General features: G+C 71.5%; 14 protein-coding genes and 1 riboswitch. Of the genes, 10 read left to right on the top strand and 4 right to left on the bottom strand.

Annotation, left to right across the window (positions count from 1 at the left end; genetic code table 11):
* Positions 1–30: 30 nt before the first annotated feature.
* Both N4G70_RS24605 and N4G70_RS24600 read right to left on the bottom strand, forming a co-directional pair.
* Positions 31–795 carry a DUF5995 family protein gene (locus N4G70_RS24605; RefSeq protein WP_261714892.1) on the bottom strand — a complete coding sequence of 255 codons (765 nt, stop codon included), beginning with the start codon at positions 793–795 and terminating at the stop codon, positions 31–33.
* Positions 796–990: 195 nt separating this feature from the next.
* Positions 991–2370: a uracil-xanthine permease family protein gene (locus N4G70_RS24600; protein ID WP_261714891.1), complete on the bottom strand. Its 1380-nt coding sequence runs from the start codon at positions 2368–2370 to the stop codon at positions 991–993.
* Positions 2371–2653: 283 nt separating this feature from the next.
* On the opposite strand from N4G70_RS24600, the gene N4G70_RS24595 reads away from it, so the two are divergent.
* Positions 2654–3931: an alginate lyase family protein gene (locus N4G70_RS24595; protein ID WP_261714890.1), complete on the top strand. Its 1278-nt coding sequence runs from the start codon at positions 2654–2656 to the stop codon at positions 3929–3931.
* A 42-nt stretch (positions 3932–3973) separates the two neighbouring features.
* Here the strand turns inward: N4G70_RS24595 and N4G70_RS24590 are convergent, their stop codons facing one another.
* The gene (locus tag N4G70_RS24590; RefSeq protein WP_261714889.1) at positions 3974–5173 is read right to left on the bottom strand and encodes an MFS transporter; all 1200 of its coding nucleotides are present in this window, start codon (positions 5171–5173) and stop codon (positions 3974–3976) included.
* Between the two features lie 123 nt (positions 5174–5296).
* On the opposite strand from N4G70_RS24590, the gene N4G70_RS24585 reads away from it, so the two are divergent.
* Complete coding sequence (locus N4G70_RS24585; RefSeq protein ID WP_261714888.1) at positions 5297–6436, top strand: ROK family transcriptional regulator; 1140 nt, start codon at positions 5297–5299, stop codon at positions 6434–6436.
* 115 nt (positions 6437–6551) lie between these two features.
* On the opposite strand, the gene N4G70_RS24580 is transcribed toward N4G70_RS24585, so the two are convergent.
* Entirely contained in the window at positions 6552–8915 is a 2364-nt protein-coding gene (locus N4G70_RS24580) for a chitinase C-terminal domain-containing protein (protein ID WP_261714887.1), read from the bottom strand.
* A gap of 299 nt (positions 8916–9214) precedes the next feature.
* A riboswitch (FMN riboswitch) is annotated at positions 9215–9345 on the top strand.
* A 164-nt stretch (positions 9346–9509) separates the two neighbouring features.
* On the opposite strand from N4G70_RS24580, the gene ribD reads away from it, so the two are divergent.
* The 8 genes from ribD (at position 9510) to N4G70_RS24540 (ending at position 15491) form a co-directional block, all read left to right on the top strand.
* Positions 9510–10598, top strand: coding sequence for a bifunctional diaminohydroxyphosphoribosylaminopyrimidine deaminase/5-amino-6-(5-phosphoribosylamino)uracil reductase RibD (gene ribD / locus N4G70_RS24575; protein ID WP_261714886.1), 1089 nt, complete (start codon positions 9510–9512; stop codon positions 10596–10598).
* A gap of 2 nt (positions 10599–10600) precedes the next feature.
* On the top strand, positions 10601–11209 hold the full coding sequence (locus N4G70_RS24570; protein ID WP_261714885.1) for a riboflavin synthase: 609 nt from the start codon (positions 10601–10603) through the stop codon (positions 11207–11209).
* A gap of 5 nt (positions 11210–11214) precedes the next feature.
* The gene (locus N4G70_RS24565) at positions 11215–11859 is read left to right on the top strand and encodes a nicotinamide mononucleotide transporter family protein (RefSeq protein ID WP_261715055.1); all 645 of its coding nucleotides are present in this window, start codon (positions 11215–11217) and stop codon (positions 11857–11859) included.
* Complete coding sequence (locus N4G70_RS24560) at positions 11856–13154, top strand: bifunctional 3,4-dihydroxy-2-butanone-4-phosphate synthase/GTP cyclohydrolase II (RefSeq protein ID WP_261714884.1); 1299 nt, start codon at positions 11856–11858, stop codon at positions 13152–13154. Before N4G70_RS24565 ends, N4G70_RS24560 begins: the two co-directional genes overlap by 4 nt.
* A 73-nt stretch (positions 13155–13227) precedes the next feature.
* Entirely contained in the window at positions 13228–13713 is a 486-nt protein-coding gene (ribH, locus tag N4G70_RS24555; RefSeq protein WP_120725285.1) for a 6,7-dimethyl-8-ribityllumazine synthase, read from the top strand.
* A gap of 35 nt (positions 13714–13748) precedes the next feature.
* Positions 13749–14030, top strand: coding sequence for a phosphoribosyl-ATP diphosphatase (locus N4G70_RS24550; protein ID WP_261714883.1), 282 nt, complete (start codon positions 13749–13751; stop codon positions 14028–14030).
* A gap of 49 nt (positions 14031–14079) precedes the next feature.
* The gene (gene hisG / locus N4G70_RS24545; RefSeq protein ID WP_261714882.1) at positions 14080–14937 is read left to right on the top strand and encodes an ATP phosphoribosyltransferase; all 858 of its coding nucleotides are present in this window, start codon (positions 14080–14082) and stop codon (positions 14935–14937) included.
* 35 nt (positions 14938–14972) lie between these two features.
* Entirely contained in the window at positions 14973–15491 is a 519-nt protein-coding gene (locus N4G70_RS24540) for a PH domain-containing protein (protein WP_261714881.1), read from the top strand.
* The last annotated feature ends 61 nt before the right edge of the window (positions 15492–15552 follow it).

The following is a 15552-nucleotide window of genomic DNA, read 5'->3' as shown; positions in this document are numbered from 1 at the left end:
GGGTTCCGGTCCCCGCGCCCCGGCCGCGCCTCACGAGCGCCCGCCCTCGAACGCCGGGCGGGTCGAAGCGGGCGCCGCGGGCGACAGCGGCGTGAGCAGGCAGCGGGTCACCAGGCCCACGCCCGCGTCCAGGCGGTCGGTGAACTCCCGTGCCAGGGAGGGGAGTTCACGCAGTTGCCACAGGACCTTCGCCGCCGACCAGGAGGCGTCCCGCGCCCGGTCCAGGCTCCATGACGCCAGAAGATGGGTCATGGGGTCGGCCACCTGGAACAGGTCGGGCCCGGGCATGAGTTCCTCGCGGATCCGCTCCTCCAGCAGCGTCAGGGTGTCGCCGACGCGGTCGAAGTCCCGCTCCAGGGACTCCGGTTCGCACTCCAGGGCGCGGCAGCTGTCGACCACCGCGAGCGTCAGATCGTGCCCGATGTGCGCGTTGATCCCGGCCAGGGCGAACTGAAGCGGCCGCACTCCCGGATGGCGCCGGTACTGGAACAGCGGGCGCCAGCAGTCCGGTGGCCGACGGCCGAAGGACGTCCCCTCCACGGCCGCGAGATAGCGCCCGGCGAAGAGCATGTCCAGGGTGGCCGCGGCGCGGGGGTCGGCGAAGGCGCCGTGTGCGAGGAGCCGGGAGATCTCCTCGGTCACCGTCAGATAGACGCGGTTGAAGACCGCGATGCCGTCCCGGGGAGGCAGATCGGCCCGCAGGGCCCGCATCCGCCGGACCACGGGGTCCAGCGGCGTGGCGAACCGGTGGGTGTGCGCAAGGTGTCCGGTCTCGCTCCATGCGGTCTGCGTCATGGGGGCAGCGTCCCAGTTGGCCGCCGCGCCGAGCACCGCCGTACGAGGGCATGACCGGAACGGATGAACAAGGCGGCGCGGAGCCCCGGTTCGTACGTCGAGGGGCTATGGATGGTCACTCGCGACGGGCCCCGCCCGATGCGCCTTCGTTGTGGCGAGGCGTCCGGGCGCGGCCGGTTTCGTCCCGCGAGCCGCTCAGGCCCGGTCGTTCTCGTAGGACGAGGTGCCCGAGTCGAGCAGCGGCTCCTGCTCCTTGAGGTGGGCAGGCGCGAGGGCGCGCAGCACGTGATAGCCGGTGATCACCACGATCGTGCCCAGGGCGATGCCGCTGAGCTGGAAGTTCTCGCTGAACTTCAGAGTGACGTTGCCGATGCCGATGATGATGCCCGCGGCGGCCGGCACCAGGTTCAGCGGGTTGCGCAGATCGACCTTGGCGTTGATCCAGATCTGGGCGCCGAGCAGGCCGATCATGCCGTACAGGATGACGGTGATGCCGCCGAGCACACCGCCCGGGATCGCCGCGACGACCGCGCCGAACTTGGGGCACACGCCGAAGAGCAGCGCGAATCCGGCGGCGGCCCAGTAGGCGGCCGTGGAGTAGACACGGGTGGCGGCCATGACGCCGATGTTCTCGGAGTACGTGGTGTTCGGCGGGCCGCCGACGGCCGTGGACAGCATGGAGGCGGCGCCGTCGGCGGCGATCGCCGTGCCCAGCTTGTCGTCGAGGTCGGCGCCGGTCATCTCGCCGACGGCCTTGACATGGCCCGCGTTCTCCGCGATCAGGGCGATGACGACGGGCAGCGCGACGAGGATCGCCGACCATTCGAACGTGGGCCCGTGGAAGCTGGGCAGCCCGACCCAGTCGGCCTTGGCGAGGCCGGACAGGTCCAGGCGCCAGTGGTCGACGGCCTCCGGGCCGCCGTGCACCGAGTGGATCTTCCCGAAGACGCGGTCCAGGAGCCAGGAGACGCCGTATCCGAAGATCAGTCCGAGGAAGATCGCGACACGTGACCAGAAACCGCGCAGACACACCACGGCCAGACCGGTGAACAGCATCACCATCAGGGCCGTCCACTGGTCCTGGGGCCAGTACGTGGCGGCGGTGACCGGCGCCAGGTTGAAGCCGATCAGCATGACGACGGCGCCCGTGACGATGGGCGGCATCGCGGCGTGGATGATCCGCGCGCCGAACCGCTGCACCGCGAGGCCCGCGAGGAACAGCACGGCGCCCACGACGAGGACCGCGCCGGTCACGGTGGCGCTGGTGCCTCCGGTGGCGCGAATGGCGGCGGCGACGCCGACGAAGGAGAGCGAGCAGCCGAGGTAGCTGGGCACCCGGCCCTTGGTGGCGAGCAGGAAGATGACCGTCGCGACGCCGGACATCATGATCGCGAGGTTGGGGTCGAGACCCATCAGGACCGGAGCGACGAACGAGGCGCCGAACATGGCGACCACGTGCTGGGCGCCGAGGCCGATGGTGCGCGGCCAGGAGAGCCGTTCGTCGGGGCGTACGACGGCTCCGGGAGCGGGGGTCCGCCCGTCGCCGTGCAGGGTCCAGCGCACGCCGAGACGCATGGTCGCTCCAGTTCGTCCGTAGGGGGATCGGTACCGCGAAAAGTTCAGGCCAAATATTAATGCCGGATCAGCGGCACCACGCACCGGAGCGGGCGGGCCGAAGGTCCCATCCGTGAATCCGCGCCGAGGCCGTTGTCAGCCGGAGCAGCGAGCCCTACGCTCACACGGTCCGGAGCATGAACTCAGTTCATATAGCTGAATTGGTGTGGCTCTGTCTGTGGCTCTGTCAGTGGTTTCCCCCGCTCCGGCCTTCCCCTCACTGTCCTACCGATCGGAGTGCCCGATGAAAGGACGACCCCGGCGCGGGTTGGTCGCCGTGCTGTCCCTCGCGGTGGCGATCGCCGCCGCGCTCGTACCCGCGACCACGTACGCCGCCCCGGCCTCGGCCAAGGCCCCCCGCACCGTGGTCCTCGACGGCGCACGGCTCCAGGACACCGAGCGGCGCCTCGACCACGGCGACCCCCAACTACGGGCCGCGCTTGGCCAGTTGACGGCGGCCGCCGACGGGTGGCTCGGACAGGGGCCCTGGACGGTGGTCGACAAACCGAAACCCGCCCCGGGCGGCGATGTGCACGACTACCTCAGCCAGGCGCCCTACTGGTGGCCGTCCCGGCCGAGGACCGCCGACAACCCCTGGGGCTGCCCGTACGTCCAGAAGGACGGGCAGCGCAACCCCGAGGTCGACACCGGTACCGACCGACCGGACCTCGGCAAGGTGTTCAACTCGGTCACCAGCCTGAGCCTGGCCTGGTACTACACCGGCAAGAAGCGGTACGCCGAGCACGCGGCCACCATCCTGCGCACCTGGTTCCTGGACCCCGCCACACGGATGAACCCGAACCTGGACCACGGCCAGTTCATCCCCTGCAAGTACGACGGCCGGGCCATCGGCATCATCGACTTCTCCCAGCAGTACTCCAGCGTCCTCGACGCGATCGCCGTCCTCGACACCGGGGCGCCCGGCTGGAGGGCGAGCGACCGCTCCGCCATGCTCGCCTGGAACAAGGCGTTCCTGGACTGGGAGGTCGGCTCGGCCTTCGGCAAGCAGGAGTCGGCGGCCGCCAACAACCACGGCACCTTCCAGGACCTCCAGATCGCCGCCCTCGCCCTGGCCACCGGCGACCGGGCACTGGCCCGCAGGACCGTGCTCGGCGCCGGGAAACTGCGCATCGACCCGCAGATCGCGGCCGACGGCAGCCAGCCGCAGGAGCTGACCAGGACCCGCAGCTGGCACTACTCGACCTTCGACCTCGTCGCCTACACCCGGCTCGCCGCCATCGGGAACCAGGTCGGCGTCCCTCTCTGGGCCTATCGAGGGCCCCAGGGGCAGAGCCTGTTCAAGGCCGTCCGCTATCTGCTGCCCGCCGCCACGGGGGCGGCCGCCTGGCCCCATCCCGAGCTGGAGTTCTACCGGTACGCGGCGAGCGATGTCGTCCATGCCGCCGCCGACGCGGGGGACCCGGCGGCCAAGGCGGCCGTTCCCCGGCTCCAGGCCCCGCCGGGCGGCGACCTGTGGGCCCTGCGACCGGCCGCCGAGCAGCTCGACTCCATCGCCGGCTGATCCCACCTGGCCGTACGGCGATCCCGGACGCGCGGCGCCGGTTCAGGCCCGGCGGGTCGGCGCCGCCACGGCCTCCTGCGGACCCGCGTCCGTCCGCAGCACCCGCGCCCCCACCACCAGGCCCAGCGCCAACACGGTGACCAGGCCGAACGAGACGACCAGGGAGGTGAGATCGGCGATGCCGCCGATGGCGGACGGCGCGACCAGGCCCGAGGTGTAGGTGATGGTCGCGACGCCCGCGATGGCCTGGCTCGGGTTGGGTCCGCTGCGGCCCGCCGCCGCGAACGCGAGCGGCACCACCACCGCCACCCCCAGACCCAGCAGGGCGAACCCCGCCATCGCGACGGCGGCCCCCGGCGCGATCACCACGAGCGCCCCGCCCAGGGTGGCGAGGACCCCGCCGGCGCGCACCGTGCGTACGGCGCCGAAGCGGTCCACGCCCCGGTCGCCGGCGAGCCGGGCCACCGCCATCGTCAGCGTGAACGCCGTGGTGCAGGCCGCGGCCGTACCGGCCGAGGTGTCGAGCACGTCCCGCAGATAGACCGCCGACCAGTCCAGACTCGCCCCCTCGGCGAACACCGCGCAGAACCCCACCATCCCGATGAGGAGCGCCGACTTGGGAGGCAGCGTGAACCGGGGCGGCGGCGCCTCGCCGGGGGCGCTGCGCAGATCGAGTACGCCGTGACAGGCGGCGAGCCCGAGCAAGGTCAGCACGCCGGCCGCGATCGTGTGGTGCAGTCGCGCGTCGGCCCCGAGGTGAGCGGCCAGGGTGCCCGCGGCCGAGCCGATCAGGGCGCCCACGCTCCACATGCCGTGCAGCGAGGACATGATCGAACGGCCCAGCCGGTTCTCGGTCTCCACGCCCAGCGCGTTCATCGCCACATCCGCCATGCCGGCGCTCGCGCCGTACGCGAAGAGCACCGCGCACAGGGTGTAGACGTTCGGGGCCAGCGCCGGCAGCGCCAGGGCCAGCGTCCACAGGGCGAGCAGTGCGCGCAGCGCGCCCCGCGCGCCGAACCGATGGGTGATCGCCCCCGTGAGCGGCATCAGCAGGGACGAGCCGATCGCCGGGAAGGCGAGGGCGAGGCCGAGCTGTCCCGCCGAGACTCCGGCATGCTCCTGGATCCAGGGGACCCGGGTGGCGAAGTTGCCTGTCACCGCCCCGTGCACACAGAACACCGCCGCGATCGCGATCCGCGCCCGCCTCAACTGCCGTTGGTCCAGAGCCAGTTCGGCTGCCATCGACCGGGTTTCCCTCCCTGGGGGGCGGCTTCCTCGCCGCCGAGCCGTAAACTATCAGGAACCCTGCCTGATAAATGGAAGAGACCGCAACCCCGCCTTCGGTGATCTGGAAGGATCCCCCGCATGCCCGCATCCCCGAGCACCGCCCGGGCCATCAACGACCGTCTCGCCCTGCGTCTGTTGCAGGACGAGGGACCGCTGACGGCAGGCCAGTTGAAGCACCTCACCGGGCTCTCCCGGCCCACCGTCGCCGACCTCGTCGAGCGCCTCCAGGGCTCCGGCCTGGTCCATGTCGTGGGCGAGTCGGGCGCCGAGCGGCGCGGCCCCAACGCGCGCCTGTACGCGCTCGTCGCCGACCGGGCGCACCTCGCGGCCCTGGACGTGCGCACCGAGGGCGTTTCGCTGGTGGTCGCCGATCTCCTGGGGCGCACCCTGGCCGAGGCGACGCTGCCCGTCGAGCCGGAGGCCGGGACCGGCCCCGCCGTGGAGCAGGCCGTCGCCCTTCTGGAGCGCACCGCGAAGGAGGCGGGCGCCGAGCGGCTGCACAGCGTGGGGATCGGCGCCCCCGGGCTCATCGACCCGGCGAGCGGGGAGCTGAGGGACACCAGCGGGCTGCCCGCCTGGCACCGCGAACTCGTCCGCGTCCTGGCCCGGCGGCTGCCGGCCGCCGTACTCGTCGAGAACGAGACCAACCTGGCCGCCGTGGCCGAGCAGCGGCTCGGCGCGGCCCGCGGTCGGGACACCTTCGTGCTGATGTGGCTGGGGCAGGGCATCGGCGCGGCCGTCGTCCTCGACGGCAGGCTGCGCAGGGGAGCGTCGGGCGGTGCGGGCGAGATCGGCTTCATGCCGGTGCCGGGCACCGGCGGGCTGCCGTCCGCGACCGGGTGCGACGGAGGCTTCCACGAGCTGGCGCACGCGGGCGCGGTGACCCGGCTCGCCGCCGCGCACGGGCGGTCCGGCAGCGCCGAGGAGGCCGTCCGCGACGCCGACGGTCCCTTCCTCGACGCGCTGGCCGAGCGCCTCGCGATCGGGGCGGCGGGCGTGGTCGCGGTCCTCGACCCCGGCCTGATCGTGCTCGGCGGCGAACTCGGTCACGCGGGCGGGCAGTTGCTGGCGGCCCGCGTGCAGCGCGCCCTGTCCGCCCTCACCCCGCTCGCCACCGAGGTCAGGCCGAGCGCGCTGGGCGACGGCGCGGTCCTGAGCGGCGCCCTGCTCACCGCGAGGGACGCCGCCCAGGACGAACTCTTCGGGCCGAAGGCCTGAGGACATCCCGAACACGCAGTGGCCGCATGCCTCATGACGAACCATCAGACCCCTGGAGCCCGACGGCGGCCAAGGGCCGGGAGACCGCCGCCGGGCGTCTGGGCGGGGAGCCGGTTCAGCAGGGACCGAGGTCCTGCCAGACTCCCCAGTCACCGGTAGTACCCGGTTCCTCGCCCTTCGTCCACCACTTGGACTTCCAGGTGTGCGACTTGTACGAGACGGTCGTGCCGCCGCCGTACGACGAGCCCGCCGACCACAGGGGCGCCGAGCAGGTGCCGCCCGGGGGCGTGGGCGACGGCGAGGGGCCGGTCGAGCCCGAGGGCGTCGGGGTCGGCGTGGGGGAGGGCGAGGAGGTGCCCGGGTCGCTCACGACGGCGCCCCGGCTGTGGTCGCCGGCCAGTGCGTAGGTCTTGCCACCGAAGGTCACCGTCCAGTTCGAGGGGGTGGAAACCGGCAGGTAGTAGACGAAGTCGAGGGTGACCGAGGCGCCCGGGGCGAGCGACTGCCAGCTCGGCAGCTTCAGCGAGACGCGGTTGTAGTCGCCCTTGAGCCCGCCGATGTTGTTCGCCGCGGTGTGGTCGCTGCGCACGATCGTGGTGCCGAAGCCGGACTGGTCCTTGGCGTTGGCCGGGGCCGAGGTGCCGTAGTCGAACTGGAACTCCGTGCCGCCGGGCAGCGTCGCCGTGGTGTTGTTGGTGAGCGTCACCTTGGGGCTGATGGGGTAGTTGGAGTCGCCGAGCGGGAACTGCCCGAAGTCCACGCCGATGTTCAGCGCCTGGCTGGGCAGGGCGATGGTGGAGCGTTTGTTGCCGTAGGGGGTGGCCGACTTGAACTTGTCGTACATCGCGCTCGTCAGGGTCGAGCCCTGCTGGTACTGGCCCTTGGCCGCGTTCCACTGGTAGTCGCCGGCCAGCTCCCAGACCATGGTGCCGCCGATGCCCTTGTCCACCACGTAGTCGGCCTTGGCGCCGACCGACTGCTCGTCCTCGGTGGACAGGAAGACCTTCTTCTGGTCGTTCCACAGCCAGGGCGCCACCAGCGTCGTGTCGTAGTTGCGGACGTAGCTGCCCGTCAGCTTGGTGTCGGCGGGCAGGCCGTACTTCGTGACGTAGTCGCCGACGATCCCCTTCTCCAGGTTCTTGGCGTGCCACATCGGGTTGGAGCCGGCCGGGGCCTCCTTGCCGTTCGCGTCCAGGTCGTGCCAGAGGTTGTCGACGCCGACCGCGCCGTCACCGCAGGTGGTCAGGCCCGCCCCGGCCGGGCAGGTGGTCGAGGGCGCCTTGCCCCACAGCCCGTTGGTGCCGCCCTGCACGTTCTGGAATCCGCGGGTGTAGTACGGCAGGCCCATGTTGATGCGCCCGGCCGGCATCGAGCCGCGGAAGTAGTGGTAGGCCCAGTCGGCGTTGAGATAGCCGATCCCGCCGTACTGGGACGTGGAGTAGACGCCGGCGGAGGCGAGTTCGGGGTCCTTGCCGTCGTCGAAGAGGGAGGCGTTGGGGCCCACGTACTGGTTCCAGGCGCCGTGCAGGTCGTAGGACATGATGTTGACGTAGTCCAGGTACCGCTGGACCTGGAAGGTCTCCATGCCGCGCAGCAGATAGCCCGACGACGGCGCCGCGACGGACAGCAGATAGTGCTTCGCGTCGGCCGCCCCCGCGCGGTCGAGCTTCTCGCGCAGCGACTTCATCAGCGCCGCGTAGCCCTTGACCAGTCCGGCCCGCCGCGCGTTGGAGAGGGTCAGGTCGAGCGGGTTGCCCGCGTCCTTCATCGTCGTCGGGTACTCGTAGTCGATGTCGACGCCGTTGAAGCCGTACTTCTTGATGAAGGCGACCGCCGAGTCGGCGAACGTGTCGATGCCCGCCTGGTTCACCGAGCCGTCCGCGTTGGTGGCCATGGAGTAGAAGCCGCCGGAGCCGACGCGCTTGCCGTCGTCGCCGAAGTAGCCGCCCGTCTCCGCCCAACCACCCACGGAGATGAGGGACTTGACGTTGGGGTGCTGCTTCTTGAACTTGTTGAGCAGGTTGAAATGGCCCTTGTAGGGGAGGGCCGGGTCCATCTCGGCGCCCGCGACGCCCGGCCAGGTCATGCCGGTCGCGGCGTTCTTCTCGCTGTCGGAGCCGACCGAGATCCTGTTGTCCGAACCGACGTGCGCGAAGGCGTAGTTGACGTGGGTGACCTTGTCCCACGGGATGTCGGACGCGAGGTAGGCCGGCGTTCCGTCCTGGCCGGTGCGCCAGCCGGTGAAGTAGCCGATGACGCGGCGCTGGTGATCGGCGCCCATCTTCTCGCGGCCCTCGGTGTCGTACACCGAGCAGTACGGGACGTCGACGCCCGGGGTCTTGTACAGGCCGTCGGGGCGACAGGCCTCGTTGGCGACGGCGGCCTGGGAGACGCCGGTGGACAGCGCGCCGAACAGCAGCCCGGCGACCGCGGTGGCGGTCGTGAGCAGCACGGTGCGTCTGCGGGTGGGGGAGAACACGAGCGGGTTCCTCCTGGGAGGTCGGGCGGAACGCAACGAACAAGGCGGTGGTCGTGCACGGCCCCGGTGTGCGCACACCGGCGGGCCTCTCCTCGGAGGTGACGCAGAGATTAAAAGGACTAGACCAGTGCGTCAATAGGTATGGACCAAAGCGAAACGGCAGGTGCTGGGCCCGCACTCGACGCGCGAGGGACCCCCGGTGGGGTGGCGCTCGAATCCGGCCACTCTGTGAGCCAGGCCACATCCACTCACTCGCATGGCCTTCGATCGGGCGTGGCACACTGGCCCTGTACCAGCAGCAGCGCACTCCGGGGTCGGTGTAATTCCGAACCGGCGGTTATAGTCCGCGACCCGTCCGCATCCAGCGGCCGGTTGACCAGGTGAAATTCCTGGACCGACGGTGAAAGTCCGGATGGGAGGCAGTGCGCGGCGGGCGGACCGTTCCACGGTCGCGCCGGCCGTCTGTTACCGGTCGCCCTCCGTGGCACCGGTCTCTTTCGGCCGTGGCGTGAGCTGTGCGTGATGGTCTGTTTCCCGCTCTCTGTCGTCATCGACAGGCCCCGGAGTCCGTGCCCCAAGAGGCAGGAGGACCCGGTGGCACCCACAGCCGACGCGGACGCCATGCGCCGAGCCATCGAGCTCGCGGCGCGCGGACTCGGCGCCACCAGCCCCAACCCGGTCGTCGGATGCGTCATCACCGACGCCTCGGGCACCGTCGTGGGCGAGGGCTTCCACCAGCGGGCCGGCGGACCGCACGCCGAGGTCCACGCCCTCGCGGCCGCCGGTGAGCGGGCCCGGGGCGGCACCGCGTACGTCACTCTCGAACCCTGCAACCACACCGGCCGCACCGGGCCCTGCGCCCAGGCGCTCATCGAGGCCGGCGTGGCCCGTGTCCACTACGCCGTCGGTGACCCGAACCTGCAGGCCACCGGCGGCGCCGACACCCTGCGCGCGGCCGGGATCGACGTCGAGCAGGGGCTGCTCGGTGACGAGGCGGAGGCCGGCAACACCGCCTGGCTCACCTCCGTACGCCTCGGCCGCCCGCACGTCACCTGGAAGTACGCGGCCACCCTCGACGGCAGGACGGCCGCCGAGGACGGCACCAGCCGCTGGATCACCTCCGTCGAGGCCCGCGCCGACGTCCACCGGCTGCGCGCCGAGTGCGACGCCGTTGTCGTGGGCTCCGGCACCGCGCGCACCGACGACCCGCACCTCGCCGTCCGGGGCATCGAGGGAGCAACGCAGCCGCTGCGCCTGGCAGTTGACACCAACGCCACCGCCGTCAAGCCCGGCGCCCGCATCCTCGACGACGCGGCGCCCACCCTGATCGCGGTCGCCGAGGACGCCGACGCCGCCCATCTGCCCGAAGCCGCCGTCCTGCGCGTCCCGCGCGCCGCCACCGGTCTGGACATCCCGGCCCTGCTCGCCGCCCTGCACACCCGGGGCGTGCGCTCCGTACTCCTGGAGGGCGGCCCGACCCTGGCCGGGGCCTTCGTCGCCGCGGGCGCCGTGGACCGCGTCGTCGGCTACCTCGCGCCCGCCCTGCTCGGCGCCGGACCCGCCGCGCTCGCCGGAGCGGGCATCCCCACCATCGCCGAGGCGCTGCGTCTCACCCTCACCGAGGCCGTACGCATCGGCCCCGATCTGCGCATCACCGCCACCCCTGTCGCCAAGGAGCGCTGAACGTGTTCACCGGAATCGTCGAAGAGCTGGGCGAGGTCACCGCCATCGAGACCCTCGGTGACGCCTCCCGCTTCCGTCTGCGCGGCCCCCTCGTCACCGAGGGCGCCGGACACGGCGACTCGATCGCCGTCAACGGGGTGTGTCTGACGGTCGTGGAGTTCGGCGACGGCGAGTTCACCGCCGACGTCATGGACGAAACGCTCAAGCGCTCCAGCCTCGGCGCCCTGGAGGTCGGCTCCCGGGTCAACCTGGAGCGGCCCATGGCCGTCGGCGGCCGGCTCGGCGGGCACATCGTGCAGGGCCACGTCGACGGCACCGGCACGGTGCTCGCCCGCACCCCCTCGGAGAACTGGGAGATCGTCAAGATCGCCCTGCCCGGGCACCTCTCCAAGTACGTCGTGGAGAAGGGCTCCATCACCGTGGACGGCGTCAGCCTCACGGTCGTGGAGGCCGCCGCCGACTACTTCACCATCAGCCTCATCCCGACCACCCTCGCGCTGACCACGCTCGGCATCAAACAGCCCGGCGACCCGGTCAACCTCGAGGTCGACGTCATCGCCAAGTACGTCGAGCGACTGCTCGGCGCGAGCCACGGGGGGAACGACAAGTGAGCGCAGTGAACTGGCTGAACGGCGAGGCCTTCACGGTCCTCGATCAGCACATCAAGTGGTCGGACATGATCGGCAACACGATCGGCCTGATCGCCCTGGCGCTCGGCTGGCGCCGGTCCATATGGACCTGGCCCGCCCAGTTCGTCTCCGGCCTCATCCTGTTCGTGGCCTTCGCCGCCGGACACCTCTCGGGCAGCGCGGGCAAGCAGGTCGTGGTGATGGTCGTGGCCGCCGGCGGCTGGCTCGCCTGGACACGCGGCAGGCGGCAGGCGCAGGACGGCTCCATCGCCGTACGGTTCGCGACCTGGCGCGAGCGGGCCTTCCTGCTCGGCGGCGCCGCGCTCGGCACGGTCGCCGTCGCGGGCCTGTTCACCGCCTACCCCGCCCTGTCGTGGGACCCGTGGCCCGACGCCTATGTCTTCGTCGGCACCGTCGTCGCCATGTACGCCCAGGCCCGCGGCATGGTCGAGTTCTGGTTCGCCTGGCTGCTCGTCGACGTCGTCGGCGTCCCCCTCAACTTCGCCAACGGCTACGCCTTCTCCGGCTTCGTCTACGTCATTTACGGCGCGCTCGTCCTGTGGGGCCTGCGCGACTGGTGGCTGCGCTCGCGCCTGAGCGTCAAGCCCGTCCTGGAAGGAGCGACGGCATGACCACGCACGCACCCACCTGGTACTCCACCGACAACCGCGAGGACCTCTCGCTGGACCCCGTCGAGCAGGCCATCCGCGACATCGCGGCCGGGCGGCCCGTGGTCGTCGTCGACGACGAGGACCGCGAGAACGAGGGCGACCTCGTCATCGCCGCCGAGATGGCGACCCCCGAGATCGTCGCGTTCATGATGAGCGAGTGCCGCGGCCTGATCTGCGCGCCCATGGAGGGCGAGGACCTCGACCGGCTCGAACTGCCGCAGATGGTCGACCACAACACCGAGTCGATGAAGACCGCCTTCACCGTCTCCGTGGACGCCAGCGCCGCGCACGGCGTGAGCACCGGCATCTCGGCCGCCGACCGCGCCACCACGCTGCGCCTGCTCGCCGACGGCCGCTCGGCCCCCGGCGACTTCGTCCGCCCCGGCCACATCTTCCCGCTGCGCGCCAAGCCCGGCGGCGTCCTGGTGCGCAACGGCCACACCGAGGCCGCGGTCGACCTCGCCCGGCTCGCCGGGCTCGCCCCGGCCGGCGCCATCGTGGAGATCGCCGGCGAGGACGGCGTCATGCTGCGCCTGCCCGAGCTCATCCCCTTCGCCCGCAAGCACGGCCTGACGATCATCTCCATCGAGGACCTGATCGCCTACCGGCGCTCCGCCGAGCCGACCGTCCGCCGCGAGGCCGAGGTCCAACTCCCCACCTCCTCCGGCGAGTTCACCGCCTACGGCTACCGCTCCACCGTCGACGGCGTCGAGCACGTGGCGCTGGTCCACGGCGAGATCGGCGACGGCGAGGACGTCCTGGTCCGGGTCCACTCCGAGTGCCTGACCGGCGACATCTTCGGCTCCCTGCGCTGCGACTGCGGCCCCCAGCTCCAGGCCTCCATGCAGCGCATCACCGAGGCCGGCCGGGGTGTCGTGGTCTATCTGCGCGGCCACGAGGGCCGCGGCATCGGCCTGCTGTCCAAGCTGCGGGCGTACGAACTCCAGGAGCGCGGCCGCGACACCCTCGACGCCAACCTGGAGCTCGGCCTGCCCGCCGACGCCCGCGACTACGCGGCCGGCGCCCAGATCCTCGCCGACCTCGGCGTACACAGCCTGCGGCTGATGACCAACAACCCCGACAAGATCACCGCGCTCGTCCGGTACGGCCTGACCGTGTCGGGCCGCGAGCCCATGCCCATCCAGGCCGGCGAGCACAACCTGCGCTATCTGCGCACCAAGCGGGACCGGATGGGACACGACCTTCCGTGGCTGGAGGGCGCCCCGTCGCCCATCTCGGCCTGCGGCAACCAGTAACGACACGCGGAACACCGCACGGCGAAAAACACCGCACAGCTCAGCAAGACCGAGAACACCTGAAGGAGAGCACGTGAGTGGCAAGGGCGCACCCGAACTGTCCGTACGCAACTGCGGGGACCTCCGTGTCGCCGTGGTGGCGGCACAGTGGCACGAGAAGGTGATGGACGGACTCGTCGACGGCGCCCTGCGCGCCCTGCACGAGCTCGGCATCGACGAGCCGACGCTGCTGCGCGTCCCGGGCAGCTTCGAACTGCCGGTCGTGGCGAAGGTGCTCGCGGGCCGCGGCTACGATGCCATCGTCGCGCTCGGCGTCGTCATCAGGGGCGGTACCCCGCACTTCGAGTACGTGTGCCAGGGTGTCACCCTCGGCCTCACCCAGGTCACCGTGGACACCGGCGTACCCGTCGGATTCGGCGTGCTGACCTGCGACACCGAGGAGCAGGCCCTCGACCGGGCCGGCCTCGAAGGGTCGAACGAGGACAAGGGGCACGAAGCGGTCACCGCCGCCGTCGCCACCGCGGCCACGCTGCGCACGGTCAGCGAACCCTGGCGCTGAGCGACCCGAAGCCACCCCTTACCCTGAGAAGCATCATGGCGAACACACCCTCCAAGAGCTTCGAAGAGCTCTTCACCGAGCTCCAGCTCAAGGCCGCAGGCGGCGACCCGTCCACCTCCCGCACCGCGGAACTGGTGGGCAAGGGCGTGCATGCCATCGGCAAGAAGGTCGTCGAGGAGGCCGCCGAAGTCTGGATGGCCGCCGAGTACGAGAGCAAGGAAGCCGCCGCCGAGGAGATCTCCCAGCTGCTCTACCACGTCCAGGTGATGATGGTGGCGCGCGGCATCTCCCTCGACGACGTCTACGCCCACCTCTGAGCCAGCCCGTCCCGTCACCACCCCCTCCGCACCGAAGGAAGCCGACCTCATGCTGCGCATCGCCGTCCCCAACAAGGGTTCACTCTCCGGGCCTGCGTCGGCGATGCTCCATGAGGCCGGCTACCAGATGCGCAAGGAGTCGAAGGAGCTCGTCCTCGTCGACCCCGTCAACGAGGTCGAGTTCTTCTATCTGCGCCCCAAGGACATCGCGATCTACGTGTCCGCGGGCAGGCTCGACATCGGGATCACCGGCCAGGACCTGCTGGTCGACTCCGGCGCCGACGCCGAGGTGATCCTGCCGCTCGGCTTCGCCCGCTCCACCTTCCGCTTCGCGGCCAAGCCCGGCACCGTCTCGGGCATCGAGGACCTGGCGGGCAAGACGATCGCCACCTCCTACGAGGGCATCGTCGCCAAGCACCTCGCCGAGGCCGGCGTGAACGCCTCCGTGGTGCACCTCGACGGCGCCGTGGAGACCGCGATCGAGCTGGGCGTCGCCCAGGTCATCGCGGACGTCGTGGAGACCGGCACCTCGCTGCGCAACGCGGGCCTGGAGGTCTTCGGCGACCCGATCATGAAGTCCGAGGCGGCGGTCATCCGCCGCACCGGCGCCGAGGCCGACCCCGCGGTGCAGCTCAAGATCGAGCAGTTCCTGCGCCGCCTCCAGGGCGTCCTGGTCGCCCGCAGCTACGTGATGATGGACTACGACTGCCGCGCCGAGCACCTGGAGCGCGCGGTCGCGCTCACCCCGGGCCTGGAGTCGCCCACGATCTCGCCGCTGCACAACGAGGGCTGGGTCGCCGTGCGTTCCATGGTCCCCGCCAAGGACTCCCAGCGCGTCATGGACGACCTGTACGCACTGGGTGCCCGCGCGATCCTCACCACGGCCATCCACGCCTGCCGCCTCTGACACCCGGCCACGCCGGCGCCCAAGCCGCCGGTGACATGACGACAGCGACGAAAGCGAACGACACCGTGTCCGCCCCCGTGCCCCAACCGCCCGTCCTGCCGGTCACGTTCAGGCCGACCGTCACCCGGGCCGTCCTGCTGACCAGCGCCGCCGCCCTCTTCGTCGCGATGACGGTGATGTCGCTGCTCCTGGACACCCTGAGCGGGGGCGAGCGGGCCAGCTTCATCGTGACGGCCGCCCTGTTCGCGGGGGTGCTCGTACTGCTCAGCAGGCCCAAGGTCGTCGCCGACGAATCGGGCGTCACCGTGGTCAACCTCACCGCGCGGCGCCGGCTCGCCTGGGCGGAGATCCTGCGGGTCAACCTGCGCCAGGGCGACCCCTGGGTCTTCCTCGACCTCAGTGACGGCACCAGCCTGCCCGCCCTCGGCATCCAGCCCGGCAGCGGCAGGGCCAGGGCCGTCCGGGACGCCCGGGCGCTGCGCGCGCTCGCCGAGGCGCACGGCGCCCACGGCGCCGGACCCGCCGCGCCCGGCACGGCTCGCGACAACGGCTGAGCCCGCTGCCCCGCCCGGCACCATCTTGATTACCCTGATGTCGGGGGCGCCCCGCGCGCCC

It is taken from the genome of Streptomyces sp. ASQP_92 (assembly GCF_025399895.1).
Taxonomy (GTDB): domain Bacteria; phylum Actinomycetota; class Actinomycetes; order Streptomycetales; family Streptomycetaceae; genus Streptomyces.
Note: the sequence above shows the minus strand (reverse complement) of the source record. Positions and strands in the feature narration are given on the sequence as shown.

Excerpts from the sequence above, each read along its gene's own strand:
- hisG (WP_261714882.1), top strand. The coding sequence starts at position 14,080 with ATGCTGCGCATCGCCGTCCCCAACAAGGGTTCACTCTCCGGGCCTGCG.
- N4G70_RS24560 (WP_261714884.1), top strand. The coding sequence starts at position 11,856 with ATGACCACGCACGCACCCACCTGGTACTCCACCGACAACCGCGAGGAC.
- N4G70_RS24550 (WP_261714883.1), top strand. The coding sequence starts at position 13,749 with ATGGCGAACACACCCTCCAAGAGCTTCGAAGAGCTCTTCACCGAGCTC.
- N4G70_RS24595 (WP_261714890.1), top strand. The coding sequence starts at position 2,654 with ATGAAAGGACGACCCCGGCGCGGGTTGGTCGCCGTGCTGTCCCTCGCG.
- N4G70_RS24590 (WP_261714889.1), bottom strand. The coding sequence starts at position 5,173 with ATGGCAGCCGAACTGGCTCTGGACCAACGGCAGTTGAGGCGGGCGCGG.
- N4G70_RS24540 (WP_261714881.1), top strand. The coding sequence starts at position 14,973 with ATGACGACAGCGACGAAAGCGAACGACACCGTGTCCGCCCCCGTGCCC.
- N4G70_RS24600 (WP_261714891.1), bottom strand. The coding sequence starts at position 2,370 with ATGCGTCTCGGCGTGCGCTGGACCCTGCACGGCGACGGGCGGACCCCC.
- N4G70_RS24585 (WP_261714888.1), top strand. The coding sequence starts at position 5,297 with ATGCCCGCATCCCCGAGCACCGCCCGGGCCATCAACGACCGTCTCGCC.
- N4G70_RS24605 (WP_261714892.1), bottom strand. The coding sequence starts at position 795 with ATGACGCAGACCGCATGGAGCGAGACCGGACACCTTGCGCACACCCAC.